General features: G+C 37.3%; 18 protein-coding genes and 1 pseudogene. 14 read left to right on the top strand and 5 right to left on the bottom strand.

Going from position 1 to position 25701, the window contains the following annotated elements; all coding sequences use genetic code 11:
• The first annotated feature begins 290 nt into the window (after positions 1 to 290).
• The 3 genes from AC0C45_RS18895 to AC0C45_RS18905 all read left to right on the top strand — a co-directional run bounded on the left by AC0C45_RS18895 (position 291) and on the right by AC0C45_RS18905 (position 3722).
• Positions 291 to 1727 (top strand): NAD(P)-binding domain-containing protein, encoded by a 1437-nt coding sequence (locus tag AC0C45_RS18895; RefSeq protein ID WP_047931939.1) that lies wholly within the window; start codon positions 291 to 293, stop codon positions 1725 to 1727.
• A 36-nt stretch (positions 1728 to 1763) separates the two neighbouring features.
• Positions 1764 to 2090 carry a Na-translocating system protein MpsC family protein gene (locus AC0C45_RS18900; RefSeq protein WP_047931938.1) on the top strand — a complete coding sequence of 109 codons (327 nt, stop codon included), beginning with the start codon at positions 1764 to 1766 and terminating at the stop codon, positions 2088 to 2090.
• A 255-nt stretch (positions 2091 to 2345) separates the two neighbouring features.
• Positions 2346 to 3722 carry an NCS2 family permease gene (locus AC0C45_RS18905; protein WP_472928520.1) on the top strand — a complete coding sequence of 459 codons (1377 nt, stop codon included), beginning with the start codon at positions 2346 to 2348 and terminating at the stop codon, positions 3720 to 3722.
• Between the two features lie 79 nt (positions 3723 to 3801).
• On the opposite strand, the gene AC0C45_RS18910 is transcribed toward AC0C45_RS18905, so the two are convergent.
• Complete coding sequence (locus AC0C45_RS18910; protein ID WP_013082773.1) at positions 3802 to 5136, bottom strand: ArsB/NhaD family transporter; 1335 nt, start codon at positions 5134 to 5136, stop codon at positions 3802 to 3804.
• 473 nt (positions 5137 to 5609) lie between these two features.
• Here AC0C45_RS18910 and AC0C45_RS18915 point away from each other — a divergent pair, with 473 nt between their 5' ends.
• The 9 genes and pseudogenes from AC0C45_RS18915 (at position 5610) to AC0C45_RS18955 (ending at position 16027) form a co-directional block, all read left to right on the top strand.
• Positions 5610 to 6602 carry a thiamine pyrophosphate-dependent dehydrogenase E1 component subunit alpha gene (locus AC0C45_RS18915; RefSeq protein ID WP_372588399.1) on the top strand — a complete coding sequence of 331 codons (993 nt, stop codon included), beginning with the start codon at positions 5610 to 5612 and terminating at the stop codon, positions 6600 to 6602.
• 18 nt (positions 6603 to 6620) lie between these two features.
• Positions 6621 to 7655 carry an alpha-ketoacid dehydrogenase subunit beta gene (locus AC0C45_RS18920; RefSeq protein ID WP_047931935.1) on the top strand — a complete coding sequence of 345 codons (1035 nt, stop codon included), beginning with the start codon at positions 6621 to 6623 and terminating at the stop codon, positions 7653 to 7655.
• A 25-nt stretch (positions 7656 to 7680) separates the two neighbouring features.
• Positions 7681 to 8907 carry a dihydrolipoamide acetyltransferase family protein gene (locus tag AC0C45_RS18925; protein ID WP_047931934.1) on the top strand — a complete coding sequence of 409 codons (1227 nt, stop codon included), beginning with the start codon at positions 7681 to 7683 and terminating at the stop codon, positions 8905 to 8907.
• A 16-nt stretch (positions 8908 to 8923) separates the two neighbouring features.
• Positions 8924 to 10303: a dihydrolipoyl dehydrogenase gene (lpdA, locus tag AC0C45_RS18930; RefSeq protein ID WP_171777356.1), complete on the top strand. Its 1380-nt coding sequence runs from the start codon at positions 8924 to 8926 to the stop codon at positions 10301 to 10303.
• 264 nt (positions 10304 to 10567) lie between these two features.
• Positions 10568 to 12445: a sigma-54-dependent Fis family transcriptional regulator gene (locus tag AC0C45_RS18935; RefSeq protein WP_221786728.1), complete on the top strand. Its 1878-nt coding sequence runs from the start codon at positions 10568 to 10570 to the stop codon at positions 12443 to 12445.
• Between the two features lie 54 nt (positions 12446 to 12499).
• Positions 12500 to 13549, top strand: coding sequence for a 2,3-butanediol dehydrogenase (locus AC0C45_RS18940; RefSeq protein ID WP_016763773.1), 1050 nt, complete (start codon positions 12500 to 12502; stop codon positions 13547 to 13549).
• 127 nt (positions 13550 to 13676) lie between these two features.
• Positions 13677 to 13873, top strand: a pseudogene (locus tag AC0C45_RS18945) (hypothetical protein).
• A gap of 128 nt (positions 13874 to 14001) precedes the next feature.
• Positions 14002 to 15216 carry a cystathionine gamma-synthase family protein gene (locus tag AC0C45_RS18950; RefSeq protein WP_128820468.1) on the top strand — a complete coding sequence of 405 codons (1215 nt, stop codon included), beginning with the start codon at positions 14002 to 14004 and terminating at the stop codon, positions 15214 to 15216.
• Positions 15217 to 15448: 232 nt separating this feature from the next.
• Positions 15449 to 16027: an HTH-type transcriptional regulator Hpr gene (locus AC0C45_RS18955; RefSeq protein ID WP_047931930.1), complete on the top strand. Its 579-nt coding sequence runs from the start codon at positions 15449 to 15451 to the stop codon at positions 16025 to 16027.
• A gap of 728 nt (positions 16028 to 16755) precedes the next feature.
• Here the strand turns inward: AC0C45_RS18955 and AC0C45_RS18960 are convergent.
• On the bottom strand, positions 16756 to 17895 hold the full coding sequence (locus AC0C45_RS18960; protein WP_034652815.1) for a hypothetical protein: 1140 nt from the start codon (positions 17893 to 17895) through the stop codon (positions 16756 to 16758).
• 899 nt (positions 17896 to 18794) lie between these two features.
• Positions 18795 to 20225: a hypothetical protein gene (locus AC0C45_RS18965; RefSeq protein WP_013082784.1), complete on the bottom strand. Its 1431-nt coding sequence runs from the start codon at positions 20223 to 20225 to the stop codon at positions 18795 to 18797.
• 376 nt (positions 20226 to 20601) lie between these two features.
• On the opposite strand from AC0C45_RS18965, the gene AC0C45_RS18970 reads away from it, so the two are divergent.
• The gene (locus AC0C45_RS18970) at positions 20602 to 20952 is read left to right on the top strand and encodes a VOC family protein (RefSeq protein WP_047931929.1); all 351 of its coding nucleotides are present in this window, start codon (positions 20602 to 20604) and stop codon (positions 20950 to 20952) included.
• A gap of 295 nt (positions 20953 to 21247) precedes the next feature.
• On the opposite strand, the gene AC0C45_RS18975 is transcribed toward AC0C45_RS18970, so the two are convergent.
• Entirely contained in the window at positions 21248 to 22339 is a 1092-nt protein-coding gene (locus AC0C45_RS18975) for an AI-2E family transporter (RefSeq protein ID WP_016763781.1), read from the bottom strand.
• Between the two features lie 109 nt (positions 22340 to 22448).
• Entirely contained in the window at positions 22449 to 22643 is a 195-nt protein-coding gene (locus AC0C45_RS18980) for a twin-arginine translocase TatA/TatE family subunit (RefSeq protein ID WP_047931928.1), read from the bottom strand.
• A 1048-nt stretch (positions 22644 to 23691) separates the two neighbouring features.
• Here AC0C45_RS18980 and AC0C45_RS18985 point away from each other — a divergent pair.
• A complete protein-coding gene (locus AC0C45_RS18985; RefSeq protein WP_047931927.1) occupies positions 23692 to 25647 on the top strand; it encodes a beta-galactosidase in 1956 nt (651 codons plus the stop codon).
• Positions 25648 to 25701: the final 54 nt, after the last annotated feature.

Raw genomic sequence — 25701 nt, forward strand, 5'->3', positions numbered from 1 at the left:
GCACATGTTTCCCTTAAATTTGATGTCAGAAAAGCTTTCTTCACTAAGCTTTGTAATGGTTTTTTCTTTTTAAACAATGTAAATATGCTTTCATACATAAGATATAAAAAATTATATTAGTGATTTTATACAATTTGCAAAAAAAACTTTAGAGAGAATGGAGATACAATCATATTCCAAAAGTGATAATATAAATATAAATCAACAGATGTTATAAAACCTATCATTTTATGTTAGATATAAAATGAACTTTTTATCACGGAGAAACTTTATTGAAAGGAGAGATAACGATGAGCTTAGAAGCTTTAAATAAAAGAGTAGAAACCGATCTTTCTTACCTTTCCTTCAGGAAACTAACAGAAGTACAGCCAATTATCCCTAAAAGTGGACACGTATACGATGTAATCATTATTGGAGGAGGTCAAAGCGGTTTAGGAACGGCCTTTGGGTTACTGCGAGAACGCGTGTCAAACATTCTTGTTATTGATGAAAACCGTTCGGGTTTAGAAGGTCCGTGGGAAACGTATGCACGAATGATTACGCTGAGAACACCAAAAAACTTAACGTCTATTGATTTAGGTATACCTTCGCTTACGTTTCAAGCGTGGTGGGAAGCACAATTTGGCTCAGAGGGCTGGGAAGCTCTTGACAAAATTCCAAGAGGAGATTGGATGAATTATTTACGCTGGTACCGGAGCATTCTTAACCTTCCTGTGGCAAATGAAATAAAATTAACGTTAATTGAGCCGACGGAAACAGGTATTCATCGCTTGCATATTGAAGGGAATGGAGCTACATGTCCTACACTGATGGCACGTAAAGTTATACTAGCTACAGGAATTCAAGGAGGAGGAGAGTGGCATGTCCCGCCTATGATTTCTGAAAAATTGCCGCCTCATCTTTATTCTCACACTTCCCAAACCATTGATTTTACTACGTTGAAGAACAAAGAAGTAGCTGTTTTAGGAGGAGGAGCTTCTGCGTTTGACAATGCCAACTATGCGCTTTCTGAAGGGGTTGCTGAAGCTCATGTATTTGTTCGTCGAAAAGAACTTCCGCGTATTAACCCAATCAGACAAATGGAAGCTTCAGGAATGATTGAACGTTTCCACGCTTTGTCAGATGCTGAAAAATATGAAGTGATGGCTCATTTTTTCGAATACAACCAGCCGCCTACAAATGATACATTTGGACGCGCTTCCTCATGGCCAGGTTTTCATTTACACGTACATGCACCGTGGCTGGATGTCGAAGAAAAACAGGACAAAGCAGTTGTAACAACTCCTCAGGGAATCTTTACATTTGACTATTTAATTATTAGCACAGGGCTTCTAACTGATCCGGCTCTTCGTCCAGAATTACGCCTTGTTGAAAAACACATCGCCCGCTGGAGCGATCATTACAAAGCACCGCATGAAATTGCCAACCCAGTATTGGACGCCCATCCTTACCTTAGTAACGGCTTTGCTTTTTTAAGTCGTAATAGGGAAGGTCAAAAAATGGTATATGGCCTTTTTGCTTTTAATTATTCCGCTTTAATTAGCTGTGGAATTTCTGCATCCGCTCTTTCAGGGCTAAAATATGCGATACCAAAGCTCGTCTCAGAAGTCGCCAATCAGCTTTTTATTGATAATCGCCATGAGAATTTAACTAATTTCTTTGACTATGATGAGCCTGAATTTATCGGCAGCTGGTCAAAGGACAATAATCAAGTGAAAACAATATAGCAAAACACATTTTTAACAATGAAAAAGGTGAAGCATATGGAGCCGATCTCTAAAAAGAAGATAGCTACTTTGTATACTCAAATTAGCCAAGAGATTTTTAATGTAGGTGTGAATACTCAAAAAATAGATATTATTGATAATAAAATTCTTATTCTAGCTCAATCAAAAAGAATGCCGGCACTAGAAGCCCTTAGTGAAGAATATAAAGAATTGGTGATGTCTCTTGATGCCGCTTTGTCGACTAAATATAAAAAAATGCTAAAGCAAAAAGTGGAGCTTTTATTTGATATCGAGGTCACTTCTTTATTTAGAGATTATGATCCTGTTACAGAGAATTCTTGTACAGTTATTTGCTTTAAATAACTTCTCTATATAAATGGCAAAACGTTCGATGAAATCGTTTGTTTCGCAAAACACGTAAAAAACGGATGCTTATCTTCTGTTTACAGAAGCAAAGAGCCGTGAAGATAGAAGGGTTTCCTTCTGTTTTCACGGCTCTTTTTATAGATATTTTCATAAAAAAGGAGTGGAAAAATGGCTACATATACACTTGTTAATAAAGGGGCTGTAAAAACTAGTTAAAAAAATCCAATCGATCATTAAAGGAGTGAAAAGCAAGTGGCGATAAATGAAAAAGTTGAAACTCAGCATATGGAACTAATAAAAAAATCAGCACCTAACCCTTCATGGTTGGATAAGCTGTTTCATTTAACCGAACGCAAAACAGATGTAAAAACAGAAATTCTTGCTGGAATTACTACTTTTGTGACGATGAGCTATATTATCTTTGTTAATCCGACGATTTTAGCAGACGCAGGCATTCCAAAAGAAGCGGCAATTGCAGCGACGATTTTTGCCACTGTCTTTGCTACTCTTTTGTTTGCATTATGGGCGAATATGCCTATTGCAGTAGCACCAGGAATGGGGCTGAACGCTTTTTTTACGTATACAGTGGTATTGGGTGAAGGGCTAACGTGGCAAACAGGTTTAGGAGCCGTATTTATTTCAGGGGTTGTATTTTTTATTTTAACGATAACAGGCTTACGCAAGAAGATTATTGAAGGGATACCCGCTATTTTAAAAAGTGCTATTTCTGTTGGAATCGGTCTATTTATTGCTTTTATCGGTTTTAAGCAAGCAGGCATTATTGTAAGCAACAAAGAAAATTTAGTAGCTCTTGGTCAGCTTACAAAACCGGGCCCATTCCTTGCTTTATTAGGTTTTATCGCGGTAACTGTATTAACTGCTCGAAAAATTAAAGGAGCTGCCCTGATTAGCATTTTGCTAGTATCAATTGCGGGGATGGTGCTGGGCATAGTAGAAGCACCTAAAAGCATCAGCAGCGTTGTGTCATTTTCAATGCCGAGCATGTCAGAAACTTTTTTACAAATGGATATTAAATCTGCTCTCCATTACGGTCTTTTCTCTATTATTTTTTCATTTACGCTTGTGGAGCTATTCGATAATTTAGGATCGATGATTGGATTATCTAAAAAAGCTGGATTAATGGATGAAAAAGGAGAAATTAAGGGGTTAGATAAAGCGCTTGTGGCAGATTCTCTTGCGACTGTAGCCAGTGCTGCTATGGGATCTACTGCAATGAACGCATATGTAGAAAACGCTGCGGGAATTGTAGAAGGAGGCAAAACGGGCCTTAAAGCACTGGTCGTTGCCATATTGTTTTTAGTGAGTCTTTTATTTACGCCATTAATTAGTATTATTCCTTCTTTTGCTACAGCGCCTATTTTAATTATGGTTGGAGCTCTCATGTTGACAGAAATAAAAAATATTCCTTTAGACGAGATAACAGATGCTGTGCCTGCTTTTTGTACTATTAGTTTGATGCCGTTAACGTTTAGTATCGGCGAAGGCTTAGCGCTAGGGTTTTTATCTTATACATTCGTTAAATTGTTAGCCGGCAGGGCGAAGGAAATTCACTGGATTATGTATATTATTAGCGCCGCTTTTATTATCAACTTCGTTTGGGCTGCTTGAGCGCATATATCTAGAGCAAAAAAGACTTCTCAGCTGAGAAGTCTTTTTACTGTTCATGTAAATTTTAATTGCTCTTTTCTTACAGGAATAAAAGGTAGCGAAGAAAGATATATAACGTTGAAATCAAAAGAGATACAAGCATAATTGGAGCTCCAATTTTCAAAAAATCCATAAACGAAAATTTATGTCCTTTTTTTACAGCCATGCCAGCTACAATGACGTTGGCAGATGCTCCAATTAACGTACCGTTTCCTCCCAAACATGCTCCTAGAGCCAATGACCACCATAGTACATTGATTTGAGCAGAATCAGGGCTCATTCCCATTCCATGAGCCATATCTTGAATAAGTGGAATCATTGTAGCAACAAAAGGAATGTTATCAATAACAGCTGAAGCAATTCCGCTAATCCACAAAATCAGATAAGCTGACAGTGCGATATTGCCGTCTGTAACGTTTAACGCGCCAGCAGCCAGCTTTTTAATAATGCCTACATCAATTAAGCCTCCGACAAGAACAAACAAACCTGCAAAGAAAATAATCGTTGTCCATTCAACAGAATCAAATGCGCTTTCTACTTCATCATGAGTTCTTAATCCAATTACCAGTAGTACAGCAGCACCCGTAATGGCTACCATAGCTGCATCAATGTGCAAAACAGAATGCAGGGTAAAACCTAGAATCGTTAATACTAATACAGTTAACGATTTTTTCATTAAAACAGAATCTTGAATATAATCTTTTTCATTTAAACTCATTAGCTCTTGCTTTTTACTATCTTCTACTTTTAACTTTTTACGATAGATAAGAACAAGAATCCCCAGTGTAACAACACCGATAATCAGCACTGCAGGAGTTAAATTTAATAAAAAAGCATTAAAATCAAGGTGAGGGTTCGCTGCCCCAATCATGATATTAGGCGGGTCGCCTATTAAAGTTGCCGTTCCTCCAATATTTGAAAACAGCACTTCTGATATAAGAAACGGAAAAGGATTAATGTTTAAGATAGTAGTAATCGAAAATGTAACGGGAACAATTAATAACACGGTTGTCACATTGTCTAAAAAAGCTGAGCCGACGCCTGTTAAAATCGATAAAATAACTAGAATTCGAACCGGATCCCCTTTAGCAATTTTAGCAGACTTGATGGCTGCGTATTGAAACACGCCTGTTTTATTTGTAATGCCAACTAAAATCATCATACCCATAAGAAGGACAATTGTTTCCCACTGAATATGTTCAGTAATAGCATTATTAAAATCGACAATGCCTAACAAAATCATTAATATAGCACCTAAAAGAGCTGCTGAAGCGCGATTGATCTTTTCAGTCATAATCAGAAAATATGTAATGATAAATATAATAATGGCTGCGTATACATGGAAACTTGTAATGTGTTGAATTGCATTGTGCATAACTGTAACCTGGCGATATGTCATCTAGACGTCGCGAAGTGTAGATGACGCAAACTTTGGATGTTTTCCAGGTTTTCACCTCATCTTTCATCGTTTAATTTACATCCAACTTTACGGTGAAACTTCTATAAAATCCGCTTTCCTTTAACCAACCTCCTTTAAAAGCTTTGGTGTTCTTCAAAATGAAGACGATTCCTTCAGCATTATATCATATTTACATAAAAGCTTTCTTGCTAATTATTCATGTGATTTTCAACCCACACGCTTATTATGCACCTTAAATTCAGTTTACATAATTGATTCCTCTAAGATGGGACAAAGTTAGACAAAGTTGGAACAGTGTCCAATTTTGTCTAACTTTGTGAGAGCAAATAAAACAATGGATTGCTAAGATAAAGCGGTTTTCATGTTGGCACGGTACTTGCAAGAGTAATTAAGTGAAGTTTGATAATCAAATGAGGAGGCTTACCATAATGAAAACTGCTCAAAATAAAACAGAAAAGCTTACGAAAGAAAAAGCCAGCTGGATGTATCAGAAAATGGTAGAAATTCGAAAGTTTGAAGATGAAGTACATCAAATTTTTGCAAAAGGTGTACTGCCTGGTTTTGTTCATCTGTATGCAGGTGAAGAAGCGATAGCGGTTGGAATGTGCGCTCACCTTAATGACAATGACAGTATTACAAGCACTCATCGTGGACACGGTCATTGTATTGCTAAAGGCGGCGATTTGGATGGGATGATGGCTGAACTATTTGGGAAGGTAACCGGGTTAGGCAAAGGAAAAGGCGGATCTATGCATATCGCGGATTTAGATAAAGGAATTTTAGGAGCAAATGGAATTGTAGGAGGAGGATTTCCGCTTGCATGCGGTTCTGCTTTAACTGCTAAGTATAAAAAGACAAAAGATGTAAGCGTTTGCTTTTTTGGAGACGGAGCGGGCAATGAAGGGACGTTTCATGAAGGAATTAACTTAGCAGCCATTTGGAAACTGCCTGTTGTTTTTGTTGCTGAGAATAATGGCTACGGAGAGGCAACTCCATTTTCTTATGCTTCAAGCTGCAGCACGATTGCAGACCGTGCCGCAGCTTACAGCATTCCAGGCGTACGAGTGGATGGAAAAGACGTGATGGCTGTTTATGAAGCAGCTGCAGAAGCTATTCAACGAGCTCGCAGAGGGGAAGGCCCAACGTTAATTGAATGTGTAACGTATCGAAATTACGGGCATTTCGAAGGAGACGCACAAACGTATAAATCAGGCAGTGAAAAGAAAGAACATCTCCAAGAAAAAGATGCTATTGCTCTTTTTGAAAACTATTTGCTTTCAGAACAAGTAGTAACAGAAAAAGAGCTCAGAGATATTGAAGGTGATGTAGAAAAAGCAGTAAAACGCGCGGTTGAGCTAGCAGAAACAAGCGATTATCCTGATGCTTCCGAACTATTAACAGATGTTTATGTATCTTACTAATTAAAGGGGGAAAAGAAGATGACTAGAAAATTAAGCATGTCTGAAGCTATCAATGAAGCAATGAAACTAGCGATGCGAAAAGATGAGAATGTGATTCTGCTGGGAGAAGATGTAGCTGGCGGAGCGGAAATTGACCACCTGCAAGATGATGAGGCGTGGGGCGGGGTCCTTGGAGTGACAAAGGGGCTTGTGCAAGAATTTGGACGTGAACGAATTCTTGATACGCCTATTTCAGAAGCAGCTTATATAGGAGCTGCAATGGGAGCGGCAGCTACGGGGTTAAGACCGGTTGCAGAATTAATGTTTAATGATTTTATTGGATGCTGCTTAGATCAAGTGCTGAATCAAGGCGCAAAATTTAGATACATGTTCGGAGGAAAAGCAGAAGTGCCTGTTACAATTCGAACGACTCATGGAGCTGGATTTAGAGCTGCAGCTCAGCATTCTCAGAGCTTGTACGCTTTGTTCACTAGCATTCCTGGCATTAAAGTAGTGGTCCCTTCTAATCCTTACGATGCAAAAGGTTTATTATTAGCAGCAATTGAAGACAATGATCCGGTTATCTTTTTTGAAGACAAAACATTGTACAACGTGAAAGGTGAGGTTCCTGAAGGCTACTATACGATTCCATTAGGAAAAGCGGACGTGAAACGCGAAGGAACGGATTTAACTATTGTAGCGATTGGCAAACAAGTAAATACTGCACTTACAGCAGCAGATCAATTATCTCACAAAGGAATTGACGTAGAAGTAGTCGATCCGCGAAGTCTATCCCCTTTTGACGAAGAGACGATTCTTTCTTCTGTAGAAAAAACGAATCGATTAATTGTTATTGACGAAGCCAACCCAAGATGCAGCATAGCAACAGACATTGCTGCGCTAGTTGCTGATAAAGGATTTGACATGCTTGATGCACCTATTAAACGAATTACAGCGCCACATACACCTGTGCCATTTTCACCTCCATTAGAAGATATTTATCTGCCAACACCGCAAAAAGTAATTGAAGTTGTATCGGAGTTACTAGGAGATAAATCGCTTTTAAGCGTGTAAGTAAAGAGAAAGGAGGATGAATCAAATGGCTGCAGAGGTTGTAATGCCAAAACTAGGTATGGCAATGAAAGAAGGAACCGTTTCGACATGGAATAAAAAAGTTGGAGACTCCGTTTCAAAAGGAGATATGATTGCAAGCATTAATTCTGAAAAAATAGAAATGGAAATTGAAGCTCCGCAGGACGGTGTGATTCTTGATATTCTTGTGCAAGAAGATGTAGGGGTGCCTCCTGGAACGATTATCTGTTATGTTGGAAAGCCAAACGAGCAGCTTACTGAGCAAAACAGTTCAGCAAATGAGCTCCAGGCTCCCAAAAACGAAGTAGCTGCCACTATTTCTTTAGAAGAGCCGCCAGCAAACGCAGCTTCATCAAAGAAGAGCAAAGAAACGGTGCTTATTTCACCAATTGCACGGAAAATAGCAGAATCTGAAAACCTTAATGTTGAAACGATTAAAGGCACAGGACCAAAAGGAAGAATCACCAAAGCGGATGTAGAGAAAGTGCTGGCGGAAAGAGCTTCAGAAGCGAGTCGTCCACCAGCAGAAATAGATAAAGCTATAAAAAAAGAAACGCTTCCAGTAACGGGTATGAGAAAAGTCATTGCAAGTCGAATGCATAATAGTTTATTAAACAGTGCCCAATTAACGATTAATATGAAAGCTGACGTGACGGATTTGCTGTCTCTGCAACGGGAAATCAAAGATTTGATCCAACAACGCCATAAGGTGAAGATATCTCTAACTGATTTTATTGCTCGCGCTGTTGTTCTTTCACTTCAAGAACATAAACAAATGAACAGTGCTTATATAGATAACGAAATTCATCTCTATAACCATGTTCATCTTGGAATGGCCGTAGCCTTAGAGAATGGGTTAGTAGTCCCTGTTGTGCAACATGCTGAAAAGATGTCGTTAGTTGAATTAGCTGCAGAGATCAAAACACGAGCAGCAGATGCTCGGCAAGGTCAACTGAGCACTGATAGGATGCAAGGTTCAACATTCACTATTACTAATCTGGGTGCTTACGGAGTAGAGTATTTTACACCTGTATTAAATCCGCCTGAAACAGGAATCCTTGGTGTTGGAGCTACTGAAGATGTACCGATGTATAAAGGAGACAATTTACAAAGAAGAAACGTGCTGCCTTTAAGCCTGACGTTTGATCATCGCGTACTGGACGGGGCACCTGCAGCTAATTTCCTTGGAACTATTAAACAATACTTAGAGCAACCTATTTTACTACTCTTATAGAAAGGTGGTGCATTCCGTGAAACCTTTAGTTGTCATTGGCGGCGGTCCTGCAGGATATGTGGCGGCAATCACTGCCGCCCGGCAAGGAAAACAAGTTACGTTAATCGAACAAAAAGATTTAGGTGGAACCTGTTTAAATGAGGGCTGCATGCCAACAAAGTCATTATTAGCAAGCGCGGAAGCCTACGAGAAAATCAAGCAAGCTGAGCAATTCGGCATCAATCTTCCTTTAGAACAAGTGAAAATTAACTGGGATGGCGTTCAGCATCATAAAACAACCATTGTTAAAAACTTGGTCAAGGGAATCAGCTATTTGATGAAAAAGAACAGTATTAAAGTCATAAAAGGAGAAGCTTCTTTTTTGACAAATCATTGTCTAGCCGTGCGAAACGAAAATCACGTAGAAGAGATAGAGGCTGAACAGTTTATTATTGCTGCGGGTTCAGAACCTGTTAGCCTGCCATTTGCTCCTTTTGATGGAAAGTGGATCATTCACAGTAAACAAGCAATGTCGCTGCCTGCTATCCCTTCATCTCTTTTAATAGTAGGAGGGGGTGTAATTGGATGTGAATTTGCAAGCATTTACAGCCAAATGGGAACAAAAGTAACGATTGTGGAAGCGGCAGATCAGCTGCTTCCTGGTGAAGATGCCGACATCGCATTTACGTTACAGGAAGAATTAGAGAAAAAAGGCGTGGCAATTTATACATCCTCTTCGTTAACAGAAATGCAGCCAAAAGATAAAACAGCTCTATTTAAACACAAAGAAGAGCTGCATGAACTGCAGGCTGAGTATGCATTAATTTCAATTGGAAGAAAACCTAGAGTGCTAGGTTTGGGTTTAGAACAGGTTGGCGTACATTTTTCAAAACAAGGAATTGATGTTAATGAGCATATGCAAACGAATATACCTAATATCTATGCTTGTGGAGATGTAGTTGGCGGAATTCAGCTTGCTCATGTCGCCTTTCATGAAGGCACAGTTGCTGCTTTGCACGCATGCGGAAAAGATAAGAGCGTAAATTATCGAGCTGTACCCCGCTGCATTTATACTCACCCTGAGATTGCAAGTGTCGGTATGACAGAAAAGCAGGCTCGAAGCGAATACGGCGATATTCGCGTCGGAGAATTCTCGTTTACGGCAAATGGTAAAGCAATGATTGCAAATGAGTCCGTTGGAAAAGTGAAAGTAATCGTAGAACCGCAGTTTAATGAAATTATTGGGCTTTCCATTGTAGGTTCATATGCTACAGAATTAATTGGACAAGGAACCATTATGATGCACGGAGAGCTGACCACAGATATAATGGAAGACTTTATCGCTGCCCACCCTACATTATCTGAAGCCATTCACGAAGCTCTTTTGCAGTCGGCGGGTCAGGCCGTTCACTCCTGATTACGCAGGTGCCCAAGTTATTAAACTCTTTGAGGATGAAAAGTAAAAATGAATGATTCAAAAAGATAACTAGAGGATGAAGGAATCACGGAAGCGGTATAGTAGTTTTCCTGCATCCTCGTCTAGTTTCTTTATTAATTTTTACATAACGTGAGTTTAAAAATCTATCATTTGGTAATGATAACGTTTTCTTTGTGATTTATAATAATGGTAACAAGCCTTGATTTACTATATTCAATTAAGTTTATAGGGGAGAGGTCAGAAATGGAATCCACACTTTCTTTAAACACATGGAAACGTTTTGTAAACGAAGGAGCACTTGAATCTTCAAGATTAAACGACATTATTGTAAAGTCATGGCATCGTTGTAAAAGCGCAGATGTTAATCCTTACCTAGATAAAGGCAGATCGATTTTAAGAAATGAAGACTTTCATTCTCGAAAACAAATGAACTCTTTATTTCTTGAGACGGCTTTGCCACACTTAGAAAGAATCAGACAATCAGCGGCGGACTTAGGAATGGTTGCTTTATTAATTGACCCAGAAGGCTATATTTTATCTATTACAGGAAATAGACTTACACTGAATGAAGCAAGGAAAATTAATTTTGTGGAAGGTGCCTGTTGGACAGAAAAAGAAGTAGGCACAAATGCAATCGGTACGGCTCTGCAAACGGAAGAGCCTATTATGATAACGGGTACAGAACATTATTCGATTGCTTCGCATCAATGGAGCTGTTCGGCAGCGCCTGTTCGAAATGACGACGGAAATTTAATTGGGATTATTAATATTTCTTGTCCTGTAAACAGAGCTCACCCTTATACACTTGGGATGGTTACGTCCATTGCGTATACAATTGAGCGGGAGTTAAGCATTCGAATGCACAAAGACGAAATTGAGTTGGTTCACGCTTCTATGAATTTTGTTGATAGCAAACAGCTCTTGTTGCTTTGCAATTACAAAGAAGTGATTGTGGGAGCAAGCAAAACCGTGCGAGAATGTATACCAAAATGGTCAGGTCTGCAGTTAAATACGATTGTACAACAGGGATTTCGTATAGTGATGGAAGTGCCTGTAACCTCAAAAAGACACGGTCATTCTATTGGAAAGATTATTTATTTATCAGAAGAAGCGCACCACAACCAAACAACTACACAGATCCCTGCTCAATCATTTTCTTTTAAAGGAGAAGCAGGCATAAGCCGTTCCTTTCAGCAAACACTAGAAGAAATAAAGCATGCGGCTCCTACGGATACAACTGTCTATATTTTAGGGGAAACAGGTACCGGAAAAGAAGTAATAGCTCAAACAATTCATGAAAACAGCTCGCGTAAAAACGGGCCTTTTATTGCTCTTAATTGTGGTGCTATTCCGAAAGAACTTATGGAAAGTGAATTATTTGGCTATGTGGATGGAGCATTTACAGGAGCACGGCGTCAAGGATATCAAGGAAAGTTTGCGCTGGCTAATCACGGTACGATTTTTCTTGATGAAATAGGTGAACTTCCTCATTCTATGCAAGTTTCTTTGTTAAGAGTATTGCAAGAGCGCAAGGTAACGCCTGTTGGAAGTAATCAGGAAATTCCGGTAGACATCCGGATTATTACCGCTACTCATCGAGATCTTCGTCAACTTGTCAGTGAAGGGAAGTTTCGAGAAGATTTATATTACCGGCTCCACGTGTATCCCGTGCATGTTCCGCCTTTGAGAGAAAGGAAAGAAGATATTCCACATCTGATGCGCTACTTTTGTCAAAAGAATGCTTGGAATATGAATTTCCCCAAGGAATTAGTAGATAAATTAATAGATTATCAGTGGCCCGGCAATATTCGAGAATTATTTAATGTACTTGAACGCTTGAAGATCTCGCTTAAAACAGAAGCAGAAAAAGAGAAGATATTGAATTATTTGAGTTCTTTAAATCTTGGTGGCCAAAAGAACATCTCTAACTCTGATACTTCACAAGAAATAGAAGACAATGATTTTACGTCCCTCCCCGTACTCACATTTCGTGAAAAAGTTCAAAAAGACTTAATGATGGATGCTTTACGTAAAACACAGGGAAATGTGTCACTTGCCGCTAAGCTGTTAGATATACCAAGAAGTACATTTTATAACAGATTAAAAAAATTCAATTTGTAAGCTGAGAGTTCGTAGCTGTTTTAAATTTTTAAATAAGGATAGGAGCTGAGTAGAATGAAAGCATTAAGATGGCATGGCGTTAAAGATGTAAGGTTAGAACATATTGCAGAACCTACTGTCTCTCAAGGAAAAGTGAAAATTAAAGTAGAATGGTGTGGAATTTGCGGAAGTGATTTGCATGAGTACACGGCAGGACCCATTTTTATTCCTACAGAAGAACTCCATCCATTAAGCAAAGATAAAGCTCCGGTTGTACTGGGGCATGAATTTTCTGGACAAGTTGTAGAAATCGGAGAAGGTATTACGAATGTAAAAGTCGGAGACAGAGTAGTGGTAGAACCTATCTATGCATGCGGAGAGTGTGAAAACTGTAAACAAGGAAAGTATAATCTTTGTAATAAAATGGGGTTTTATGGTCTTGCCGGAGGTGGCGGAGGTTTTTCTGAGTATGCCTCCATACCGGTAGAAATGATTCATAAAATACCGGAAGTGGTGTCTTACGAGCAAGGAGCTCTCGTAGAGCCTTCAGCTGTGGCTCTTCATGCTGTGCGTCAAAGCAAACTAAAGGTAGGAGATAAAGCCGCCGTATTTGGGACGGGGCCAATCGGTTTGCTAGTTATTGAAGCGTTAAAAGCATCTGGTGCATCTGAAATTTATGCGATCGAACTATCGGAACAGCGCAGACAGAAAGCTGAAGAACTTGGGGCGATTGCCATTAACCCGCAAGAATACGACCCCGTAGCAGAAGTACATAAGCGCACAGGCGGAGGTGTAGACGTTTCCTATGAAGTGACAAGTGTTCCCTTAGTTTTAACTCAAGCCATTAATTCTACCAAAAGTGGCGGGGAGACAATGATTGTTAGCATATTTGAAAAAGAAGCGTCCATTCATCCCCAAACAATCGTTTTACAAGAGCGTACAGTAACAGGTATTATTGGCTACCGCGATGTATTTCCAGCGGTTATTAGTTTAATGGCAAAAGGCTATTTTTCGGCTGATAAACTGGTGACAAAACGTATCAAGCTAGAGAATGTAATTGAAGAAGGTTTTGAGACATTGTTAAAAGAAAAAGAACAGGTGAAAATTTTAGTGAAAGCCGAATAAAAAAAGAGGTTGGGCCAAAAGTATTTTAGACGAAGTAAAAAACAAACCATTTATCAAGATTTTTGATTAGTGGTTCGTTTTTTGTTAACATGAACATATGTTCGTTTTGTTTAGGTCTTTCTAGCAGTTGATTGGAGGGCAAGACAAGGACTCCTGCGGGAAAAGCGGAACAAATGAGACCCTACAGGAGCGTATGCGACGAGGTGGCTCAGCGCCTGCGTAAAGCGAAGTCTTGCACGGAAATCAACTGCCGTGTCATAAGCGGTTCAGCTCATCTATCCTATTTTTTCGTCTTTAGATTGGATTCATTTCGTTATGTCTTAACCTCTTTAAATTGAATAAGGTAAGTATGGTTATTTTATTATCAGATTATTCTGTACTATATACAGTATATTGTATACAATATATAATCTAATCATTATCTAATTAATAAAATCAGAGGTGATGAGTGAATGACAGACAAACAGTTTAAAAATGTACAAGACGGAACAAAAGCGGTATGGGCAGGAGAAAAAGAATCCCTTGCTTACAATGCCACTCAAGTTCCCGTCGTCTTCAGCGTAGCTTACAATTATGATGATGTAGACGAATGGCAAGAAGTTGCTTTAGGAAACAAACCAGGCTATACGTATAATCGCATGAGTAATCCTACAGTTAAAGCTTTTGAAGAAAAAGTAAGGATACTTGAAGAAGCAGAAGAAGCGGTCGCATTTTCCTCCGGCATGGCGGCTATTAGCAGCACATTATACACGTTTTTAAAACCTGGAGACCGCGTCGTATCGGTAAAAGATACATATGGAGGAACAAATAAAATCTTCACTGAGTTCCTTCCTAACATCGGAGTTGATGTAACCTTATGCAATACGGGAAATCATGAAGAAATTGAAGCGGAAGTAAATAAAGGGTGTAAAGTGCTATATTTAGAGTCACCTACAAATCCTACGATGAAAATTATTGATATTGAAAGAATAGCAAAAGCAGGAAAATCTGCAGGGGCAGTCGTCATTATTGATAATACGTTTGCAACACCCATTAATCAAAACCCTCTTCAATTAGGGGTAGATCTTGTCATTCACAGCGCAACAAAATTTTTAAGCGGACATGCGGATGCCTTAGGAGGAGCAGTATGCGGCTCTAAAGAATTAATGAAGCATGTGTATCACTACCGTGAGATCAATGGCGCGACCATGGATCCCATGTCAGCGTATCTTATTTTAAGAGGAATGAAAACGTTAAAATTACGTATACGTCAACAAGAGCAAAGCGCTTTGGAAATTGCTAAATTTCTTCAAAAGAAAGAAGCGGTTGAAGCCGTCTATTATCCTGGATTGGAAACACACCCTCATTATCATATTGCCAAAAAACAAATGAAAGGCTTTGGCGGAATATTAAGCTTTGTTTTAAAAGGAGAAATGGAAGCTATTAAAATTTTGCTGCCAAAGTTAACGTATGCAAATAAAGCCGGCAATTTAGGAGCGGTTGAAACAATTTATGGACCAGCAAGAACGACTAGCCACGTAGAATGTACGCTTGAAGAACGTAAAGCTCTTGGAATATCTGAAGGACTGGTTCGCATATCTGTAGGAATTGAAGATACGGAAGATTTAATTGCAGACTTAGAACAAGCATTTGCTCACTTGGAATCCGCATCATCTATTAGTAAGTAAAAAGACGCGTATTACTTTTTTTAATGAAAATAAAGTAAGTACCTCTTTTTAGTTGGTAGACACTTCTTCAGAATTGTAGAAATTTTGTGGAATAAAGCTGATAAATCAAACTGTACGTGTATTTTTTCGTCTGATTTTGTAGGTATACTGATAAATTAGATGAAATAAAAATGTTTTTACGCGTTTTAAAAATAAACTAACTTACAACAGCCTACAAATAAGGAATGATAGTATGTCGAAACAAGAACAAGAAAGTGAATACACAATAAAAGATGCATCATTGTTTGGATTCAAATTAATGCAGGTAAGTAAAGCCATCTGGAGAGCTGCGGAAGATGACTGGGAGCAATGGGTGAAACCTTATGGACTAAACGTAAATGAGCATCATATTTTATGTTTAGCTAGTAACACGGGAGAAATCTCTATGTCAGAGTTAGCTAATTTAGGAGCTATGCATATCTCTACAGCGTTTAATTTTTCGAAAAAATTAGAAAATCAAGGATATCTGCACTTGTCCAAAAGAGAAAATGATAAAAGAAACACCTACATCAAATTGACTGAAAGTGGCGAACAATTATTGCTTGATACGCTCAAAGGGTATGAACCACATAACAGTAAGATATGTAAAGGTGCACTTCCTTTAAAAACGTTATACGGCAAATTCCCCGCTTTTCCAGAGCTAGTAACCGTTGTTCGCCATGCTTGCGGCGGCGAGCTTGTGACCGTTGCTGATCAACCTTTTGTGAATATAAAAGAAGCGGAAATAGAAGAAACTGAAGATAAGAAAGAAGTCCAGCTAACTAGTAATTGAACGCGGTGAATAATGTGCAGACAATAGAGCTTCATGAAAATAAGTGAATAACAGGCGGAGCTGTTTTATACGTGAGAAATACGACGTATAAAACAGCTCTTTTTTATTTTCCGTGCTTTATTTGTAAAAGATGCAGCGGATATTATGATGGAAAACGGCTGGATGGAAACACCACCGGAAGCGGTAGATAGAAATCATTTAAACTCCAACTAATTAAATAATTTGCCTTTATATTTGATAGTCATTAAACTAACCCAACTTATGATTACAATTTGTATAGGAGCTTAATGTCTCCGTGTATAAAAAATATTATTTATTTGCTGCTCATTATTTTATAGAAATTACTAGACATTTATAAGACATTAAAAAGAAATTAAAGAAATTATAAACATTGCTAAAACTTATATGGATAAAAGCCTTCTGCTGACTGAGGTTAAAGGGAATAAAGCAATCAAAAAAACTGCAGTTTACTACAAGAATTTTCACGAAAAAATATAGGATTTTTTTATAACAGCCATATTTTCTACGCAATCGATCGGAAAATAACGTTTATTTATTGTATTTTTTGTTCATTTAGTTGATTTTTTTCATGGGAATGAAAATCATTATCATTTAAAGGGATTTATTATAGTTAATAGACAAATATATTTTAGTAAGTTAAAGAGAAAGAAAGAATAGGAGGGAAATAAAGTAGAGGTGAGTAAAAAAAGGCATAACAAAAAAGAGTATTATAGAGCGTTAATTTTTGCCTGATAATACCCGTTGGCAATTTTGCGGATATACGTAAAGAAGTTTGACTCCATTTCATGCACAAGAGGGCGAAATGCATCCATACTTTCTTCTATGTAAGTTTGTTGTAAGTAACGCTGAACGGACGTTAATGATTTTTCGATTATATCTAAACCGAACTCATGCACAATGGAATGAATATCTTCTTTTTTAATGGAATAATGGCCAAAAGATTTAAAGAAATTCTTAAACTGAGTAAATGCATGCTCTCCACGGATTTTTTCGATTTCTTTTTGTTTTTTACTATCATGAGCACCAGTTAAATTGAAGCTTAAAATAAAACCATCCTTGATTTTTTCAATAATTGATTTTCTTGGCTGCTTTTCTTCTAATAATGTTTTGACACAATCATCTTTTTCTAGCACATCGATACGGAAAATTTTATTCAATTTACTAGCCATTTCTTTAATAGCAGCTTTATAGCCAATGTATTTTGGAAGAATGTGTTTTACCTCGGTGTAAGATAAAAGGGCTTCTGAATCTTTCTTTACGTTTACATCAGATTCGTATACATACAAAGCACGTAAAGCCAGGCGCAGCATGTTAATATTTTTAATAGCCAGCAATTGATAAATCACTTCCATCGAAACAGAAGTATAACCGCCTTTTGAAGTATATGTATTGTTATCTTCATCAAGCATTTCAGGATTATATGATATGTTTTGAACATCAGCAGCTTCTTTTATATGTAAATCTAAAAAATCCTCTAAATAGTTGTTTAAAGAAACTTGAATATAGTCTCCCCATAAACGATCCCAGCGAATGATGTCATAGTCTTCTAAAAGCTTATTATTATTTTGAACGGTCCGAACGGAACATTGGATTGTATTAGCCAGTTCTTGCTCAGAAATAATTGAAATATGACCTTGGCTGTTACATTTGGCTACGTAAGCTAAAATTTGCTTCATCAGAGAACCCGTCCACTTTATATCTACAAAGTTTTTCGCAAGACCAAATGAATGTTTTTCATAGTAATAGCTGTTGTCTCGTTTCGTGTTTCTATTTAAGCCGCTCATGACAATCAGCAGTTTATTTGCTACAAGGGTGTGCCGTTTTAGTGACAGCTTTTGTATACTCATGTAGTGACCTCCTTTCCAAAACTATATACGTCGTCTTTTACAGTATAGACACAGTCATATAGGCTGTAAAATGACATATTTGCACGGGGAAATGGTGCATTTTTTTAAAAGACTAGTGATACCAAGGGACGAGACATCCATTTAAAAGGTGACATATTTGCACGGAGATGTGGAGCAAAAATAGTGTTATATTTCATAAACGTTGATAAAACAGCATTCTTAAGACAAATGTCGTATTATGACGGATGAAATACACGTAATGTGACAAATTCAAAAAAAAATTTGATGTAAAAATGACATATTTGCACGGAGAATAGGAGCAAAAATGATAAAAATAAAGATTCGGGCGACAAAGTGACACATTTGCACGGAAAATAGGGACATAAAACAAAAAAATGCCCTTTTTTAGACACATAAAGTTCACATTTTTACAAAGAATAAATGAACATTTGCAGAAAAAATCGCGCTTTTTTAAAAAAGTGGCATATTTGCACGGAAATCTGGAGCAAAAAACACTTTTGCACGGAGATGTGGAGCAAAAAATAGAAGGAAACGAAGAGGGAAAGTCGCTGTCACAAGAAAATTTATGTAAAAGTGGCATATTTGCACGGAAGATTGGAGCCAAACTTATAGTAAATGCAGTATAGAAAGAAAAACGGCACATTCGCACGGGGATCTGGAGCAAAAAACAATTATAAATACTTTTTTAGACATAAAAAGTTCACAAAATGACGAGGAAGGTGAAGTTTAATAGCTATATTAGCAGGGGAAATAATATGTTTACATGGAGAATTGGAGCAAAAAACACTTTCGCACGGAAATATGGAGCAAAAAATGCAGTGATTAATAGTACATAGATAAAAAGAATGCCCTTATAAAGATTATAAGGGCATTCTTTTTTAGCCTATAGAACTTGTTACGTTTTGATAAATAGAAAGGGGAGCATATTCGTAATCACCAGCTAGTAAGTCTTTTACTTCACTTTCTCCCACAGGAATAAAGGTGATCTGAAACACTTGGCCCACTCTTTTATAGGATTGGACAGCTAGTTTTTGTTCGACTAGCTCATCTAAGGCTGTTTCAATTTCGACAAGGTTTTCTTTTTTTCGTCTTTTTCGAAAGCGGACTCTTGTCGAAAAATATAAATAATCTCTTGTGACATTGTATGAAGATTTTGTTTCATAGCAAATGAGACGCTCTTTTTGCATAACGAATAGCAAATGATAAGCGGCGTCTAAACTTAATTTTTCTACTTTATTTTTATAAATACGCACCGTTTGGCGTTGAATATAGTCTCTATATATCACTTCATTGACGTGAATTTCAGCAATTCGCGTTCCGTTGGGCATGGTAGTAATATCCACAAAGTCAAAAATACCGTAGGCAATTTTCTTATTATGCTGTACTTTTGTCATGCTATAGTGCTTCATTTTTGTAATTCTTTCTTCTATCATCTGATAGTTGCGCTTACTGTCTGTTTTATAAAGTGCTTTCACAAGGTCACCAATTTTTACGTTAATAATTTTTTGTGTAGCGAACAATTCGTCGCGTTGGCTCATGATCTCTAAAAACACTTTATAATCAAACCGATCTAAATCACTAATTTTATTTCCATTTTCTTCAGCGTATTCTTTTTCTATTAACAATTCGTAATCTGTCCCGTCTTCAGAGTTATAAGTACTTAAGAAATATTCTTTTCCTTCTTTCTCTAATAGGGGTTGCTCGACGAGAAGCTTTGCTCTTGAGTTAGAGAAAAAAGGATTCTCTACAGTTGAAAAAGGGCTCTCAATAATACTATGATTTCCGTTTTGGAAGCTTGGGTCCAGTATAGTAAGCCCAATAATAATAGATATATCCGTATGGATTGCTTTTTCTCGCTGGGTCTTGGTTTTTTGATGAATATAAGGATAATCCGTTAAGAAGAAGCTATCTTCTTGACTCCATTCACGTAGGATACCAATTCGTTTATCAATGACTTCTTCCGGAGATGATACGTTTTCAAACTGTTTGCAAAAGAGTTCTTTTCCATTCGTTTTATAATAAGCTGTTAGCGCTTTGTATTCGCCAATCAGCTCTTTATTCTTCTTAGGCTTTTTTTGCTCATAGTCGCGTATAGCAGCATCTAACCATCTGCGTTTCGTACGATTGAGAAAGTCCTTTTTTAAAATCCTCAATGCTTCGTTTACATCTTTATTTTCAAAGTGCTGCTGATAAAGAGGGAGGATGGTGCTTTCTAAATCACCTTTTATACTTTCATTATAAACAGATAAGAGGCGTAATTTAGATACTCTATCAATGACTTCGCGTATGAGTAAAGATGAATAATCCATACACATCTAACCTCCTTAACCTTAAGTTAGTCATTTTAATCCTTAGCTGGATAGTGGCTTTAAATCTATTGTAATGCACGAAAGTTCGATGCTACAAACAAAAAAAGGCTACTATCTATAGTCTATTTTTCATTATACACGTGCAAAGCAGAGGAAGGGGGAGATTTTCTCATTTTCTTTTTTAGTAATCTAAATTTGGTCATGAAGCATATATATTTGCCGTGTAGCTTATGTATGGAGGATAAACGTGTCTGCAAGACCGCTAATTCTGCTACCGAGTTTAATGGACTGATAGAAAGTATCTCAAAATAAAAGGATATTAGCGATTAAAAGAGAATACGTTGTAAAACTACTAAACCTATACCGGAGGTCATAAATGAACCCTATATTAAATGAAGTCGGCACGGTTTTTATTCCTGTAAAGGACATAAAAAAAGCACGAGATTGGTATTGTGACATACTAGGTTTGATAGCAGATGAAGACATTTTATATGATCATTTATATGTGATACCTATGAATGGAACAGGAATTGTATTAGATAGCAAAACTTATTCAAAAAATACGCTTTTTAAAACGCCAGCTTTTCATTTGAATACAAACGATATCAAAGAAGCTTATGAATATATGAAGCAGAAAAAAGTAGAGCTAACGACAGGAATTCAACACAATCATTGGTTTACATTTAAAGATCCGGATGGAAATCACCTGATGGTGTGTCAGTGCTGAACCCATGGGAAGATAAAAGACATTAGGACATAACGAAATTACCCCAATCTAAAGACGAACAAATGAGATAAAGGAGCTGAACCGCTTGTGACACCGCTGTTGAGTTTCGTGTAAGACTTCCGCTTTTCACGCAGAAGTCTTCACCTTGCCCTCCAATCAACAGCTAGAAGCAGCTGCACGAACCCTATGTTCAATATGACAACAAAAAATCCGAACCATTAATCAGATTAATAGTTCGGATTTAACTTCAACTAAGATGCTTTTTTACCAGCTTCTATTGGATAGCCTCGGCATTTTACAATTTGACAGATTTGTTTCTGAATTGAATCATTCTTACAATATTTATCACAATTGTTTTTGTTACAGCATAAGCCGGAATCGCTAAGATCATTCCGAGTATTCCTGCAATATTACCCGCAACAAGCAATAAAATAATAATCGTTAAAGGATGAGTGTTTAATTTCTTTCCAATTACCAGCGGAGAAATAATGTTCCCATCTAGCTGTTGAACGATTACGACGACGATAATTACTAATATCGCTTTTGTAGGAGAGTATAATAAACCTACGATTAAAGCAGGTGCTACGCCAATGAAAGGGCCGACGTACGGGATAATATTAGTAAGGGCTCCTATTAGTGCGAGTATCAATGCATAGGGTAACCCTATGATGAGGTAACCAATGAATGTACTAATACCCACAAACAAACAAACGAGCATTTGGCCTTGAATATAAGTAGCTAGCGTATTTGTTGTTTCTTTCATTGTACGTAACGTTTCTTTTCGGTAAGAAGCAGGAACCATACGCAGCGTATTTTTACGAAGTTTATGGCTGTCTTTAAGCATATAAAAAAGAATGAAAGGAACGGTTACAACCGTAAGTGTAATATTCGTTACGACGCTTAAAACAGATGAAATACTGTTTGTGAGATTCGTAGGTAAAGTAGACGCGTAGTTTAAAAGTGACTCTTCAATATGATCGAGCGACACATATTTTTGTTCAACGAGCCAGTTAAACCATCTTGAGTTAGATAAATCATTTATGTACTCTCTCGTTTCTACAATGTAAGACGGAATATTTTTAGCCAAATCAGTTAATTGCTTAGATAAAGTAGGTCCCACACCGCCCACAATAGAAGCAATTACGCCGATAAAAACAACGTATAATAGTAAAATGGCCAGTGTTTTTGGCACTTTTTTTCTTGTGAGAAATGACACAATTGGTTCGAATAAAAAGAAAAGAAAACCAGCTACGAGAATAGGGAAAAACAAAGTGGAGATAAACACACCGATTGGTAGAAAAACAAACGAAATATGTTTACAAATGTAAATTAGTAAAGCAATCATTAATAGTTCTAATGTCCAAAAATGCAGTTTCGATTTAAACAAAAAGTTACCCTCTTTCTTTACTATTTTTTACTATCATACATCAAAAAAGAAACCCACTGCACGTGAAAAGTGGGCTTTTTAGTCTGTATAACTTTTATTTACATAAAAATTAGGATTTTCCCTCTTTATCTTCAGTGGTATCCTCTGGAGTTTTTTTGTCGTCATCCTGTATAATTCCTTCCGCTGCATTTTTAAATTCTCGCAGGGAATGTCCAAATGCTCGTCCTATGTCCGGCAATTTACTCGGTCCAAATACAATTAAGGCAGTAATCCCGATTACGACCATGCTTGTTGCTCCTGGCATGATATCCTCTCCTTTAAAAGCAATGAATATATGAAAATTAAAAAGAGATAGTAAATAAAGTGCATGTTTATACTATTCACTTTTCTCTTTAAAATTCCTTTATTTTAAATGATACGAAAATAAGGTGCAGCGGCTATGTATGATTTAAATGCTAACAGTGATATTTCGCATACGAAATTAATTATAGCATTAAAGACAGCCGTTCGCCTTATTACCCCTGCATAAGTTCTATGTAAAAAAGTCTTCATAAGAATTTGCAAAGCAACGGAGGCAAATACGGCTTATGGATTCGAGCCTATGAACGTTCTCCCGTCACAAACCTAACGATTCGTCATTCTAATTTCCAGCATGTTGCAACATCATTATTGATGGAAAATGTAAAGGATCCTGCGTTTGAAGAGCTTTGTATAAATGGAAGCTGCATGAACACAAACCGGTAAAAGGTGTGTTTATAATCAGCTGCAAGTAAAAGGCGGAACAAGAGTATCTTAGCCCCAGAAGTAGCCGCATAATTAATCGAGATTATTGATTAATTGTGCGGTCTTTTTTTGTTGTGATGGTGAAGGTAGATTTAATGTGTTAATAATGGTAAAAACCTGCTCTGTAATTTTTACTATTTTATAGATAAGTCAAATGACTCTAACTAATTGATAGATAACATGTATGAAAGAAATTACTTTTGCTGATTATTTTATAAGCAATTTATTACCTGAATGTGGATATGGTAAGTGTGAGGGAAGATATATAAAAGAATTATAAAAACATTTGTCTTTGTAAACGTTTTATTCTTTATTTTAATAAAGAGCAAAAAAAGGATGTTTTTCTCTAAATTTTTACCATTGAATATTTTGAATAAAGTTCATAAAATAAACTTGTAAGCGTTTTAAAAAATTAGAAAGTATGTATCTTGAAAGTTGAATAGAGATTTATTTATGAAGAAAATAAATGTGATTTTTTTGCTTTTGATCCCTGTTTCCGAGTAGACCTTAACAGTTAGCAGCAAATTGTTCATTTAATGAAATAAAGAAATAGATAGGAGTAGAGAAAAATGTACATCGGTGTCGATTATTACCCTGAACATTGGCCAGAAAATATGATAGAAGAAGATATCCAAGGCATTAAAGAGCTAGGATCAAACATGGTAAGAATAGGAGAGTTTGCTTGGCACCTAATGGAGCCTAAAGAAGGTGAATATGACTTCTCCTTTTTTGATAGCGTTATCAATAAGCTTAAAAAACAGAATATTGATGTTATGTTTGGTACGCCTACTGCCACTTTTCCGGCTTGGCTTGCGAAGCAGCATCCTTCTATTTTATCAAAAGATGAAAACGGGGCGGTCAGAGCCTTTGGAGGAAGACGTCAATATTGTTTTAATTCGCCCCTTTACCGAAAGTATAGCGCTCAGATTACAGAACAACTCGTAAAGCACTACTGCTCAGAAGAAGCAATTGTAGCATGGCAAGTTGACAATGAATTTGGCCATGAAGGCAGTGACATGTGTTACTGCGAACAATGTCATAAAGAGTTTCAGCAGTTTTTGGAAAGACAATATAAAGATATCAATGAGCTAAATGAAAAGTATGGCACTATTTTCTGGGGACAAACATATAACGAGTTTACTGAAGTGCCTATGCCCGTAAAAACAATTACGACACACAGCCCTTCGCTAAAGCTTGACTGGGCGCGCTTTCGTTCTTTTTCGTTAAACAGATACGCTCACGAACAAACAGCGATTGTGAAGAAATATAAAGGTGATCACCAGCTGTTGACAACGAACGTATCAGGGGGCTTTTTTGATAAATGGTTTGATCATGAAGAAAATCTAGAAGTAATGGACTTTGTATCTTATGACAATTATCCGGTATGGGGCGGTCAAACAGAGCCCATTACCCCGGCTCATATTGCACTAGGGCATGATTTTAATAGAGGTTTGCTACATAAAAACTTCTGGATTGTAGAGGAATTAATGGGCGCTCAAGGTCATGATATCATCGGTTATCTTCCGCGACCTAACCAGGCAAAAATGTGGTCTTATCAGGCGTTTGCTCATGGATGTACGAATATGCTGTATTTCCGTTGGCGCGGAATGACAAGAGGAGCCGAGCAATACTGCTATGGAGTTGTAGGTCACGATAATCATTATGGAAGACGCTACAAAGAAGTTCAGTCGTTATTTAGTGAAATCGTTCATTATGAACATGTACTTGAGTCTGGTATTAAATCCGATGTTGCCGTTTTGTATGACTATGAAAATATATGGTCATGGCGCTTTCAGCAGCAAAGTGAAGGATTTGACTTTACGCAGGAGCTTCTTAGAGGATATACACCGTTTTATAAGTTGAATATACCTATTGATGTTATTCCTGCTGCAAGAGATTTTTCAAGCTATAAAGTACTAGTTGTTCCGGCTTTGCAAATCATTGATGAAGAACTAGGTAAAAGATTTACTGAATTTACTGAAAACGGAGGCGTCATCGTTTTTACGTTTAGAACCGGCATTAAAGACAAACAAAATAATATTCACTTTAAACAGACGCTGCCCGGATATGTAAAAGAAATAACAGGGATTGAAATTCATGAAGTGGAAGCACTATCTTCTACTCAGAAAGCAGCTATTAAAGGGGTAGGACCGTATGAAGGAGAACAAGCAAGTGTGTCCGTGTGGAGAGACATTATCACACCTGTAACAGCTGAAGTGCTGTATGAGTATGACGATCCATTTTATAATCAAGCGGCTGTAACAAAAAATCAGTTTGGTCGCGGGACGGTTTATTATGTAGGCTGTGGAATTGAAGAGCAGACTTTTGAAAAAATTGCGCTTGATATTGTAAAACAGCAGCATATTGAGCATACGGAAAGTGAAGAGGGAATTGAAGTATATCCTCGCAAGCTTGGAGAGAAGAGTTATTCCTTTCTTATGAACCATACGCCCGAAGTAAAAGTGTTTAAAGATATTGTTCTGCAGCCTTACGAAAGTCGAGTTGTGGAAAATATACAGCCGTAATAGAAGACTAGAATCTCAAAAAGCAATGAGATTCTAGTCACCAATGAGATGAAA

This window comes from Priestia sp. VA7 (genome assembly GCF_055710015.1).

Coding starts and splice junctions, on each gene's coding strand:
- AC0C45_RS18985 (WP_047931927.1), top strand. CDS start 23,692: ATGTACATCGGTGTCGATTATTACCCTGAACATTGGCCAGAAAATATG.
- AC0C45_RS18895 (WP_047931939.1), top strand. CDS start 291: ATGAGCTTAGAAGCTTTAAATAAAAGAGTAGAAACCGATCTTTCTTAC.
- AC0C45_RS18965 (WP_013082784.1), bottom strand. CDS start 20,225: ATGGATTATTCATCTTTACTCATACGCGAAGTCATTGATAGAGTATCT.
- AC0C45_RS18925 (WP_047931934.1), top strand. CDS start 7,681: ATGGCTGCAGAGGTTGTAATGCCAAAACTAGGTATGGCAATGAAAGAA.
- AC0C45_RS18980 (WP_047931928.1), bottom strand. CDS start 22,643: ATGCCAGGAGCAACAAGCATGGTCGTAATCGGGATTACTGCCTTAATT.
- AC0C45_RS18910 (WP_013082773.1), bottom strand. CDS start 5,136: ATGCACAATGCAATTCAACACATTACAAGTTTCCATGTATACGCAGCC.
- AC0C45_RS18920 (WP_047931935.1), top strand. CDS start 6,621: ATGACTAGAAAATTAAGCATGTCTGAAGCTATCAATGAAGCAATGAAA.
- AC0C45_RS18935 (WP_221786728.1), top strand. CDS start 10,568: ATGGAATCCACACTTTCTTTAAACACATGGAAACGTTTTGTAAACGAA.
- AC0C45_RS18955 (WP_047931930.1), top strand. CDS start 15,449: ATGTCGAAACAAGAACAAGAAAGTGAATACACAATAAAAGATGCATCA.
- AC0C45_RS18940 (WP_016763773.1), top strand. CDS start 12,500: ATGAAAGCATTAAGATGGCATGGCGTTAAAGATGTAAGGTTAGAACAT.
- AC0C45_RS18950 (WP_128820468.1), top strand. CDS start 14,002: ATGACAGACAAACAGTTTAAAAATGTACAAGACGGAACAAAAGCGGTA.
- AC0C45_RS18970 (WP_047931929.1), top strand. CDS start 20,602: ATGAACCCTATATTAAATGAAGTCGGCACGGTTTTTATTCCTGTAAAG.
- AC0C45_RS18960 (WP_034652815.1), bottom strand. CDS start 17,895: ATGAGTATACAAAAGCTGTCACTAAAACGGCACACCCTTGTAGCAAAT.
- AC0C45_RS18900 (WP_047931938.1), top strand. CDS start 1,764: ATGGAGCCGATCTCTAAAAAGAAGATAGCTACTTTGTATACTCAAATT.
- AC0C45_RS18915 (WP_372588399.1), top strand. CDS start 5,610: ATGAAAACTGCTCAAAATAAAACAGAAAAGCTTACGAAAGAAAAAGCC.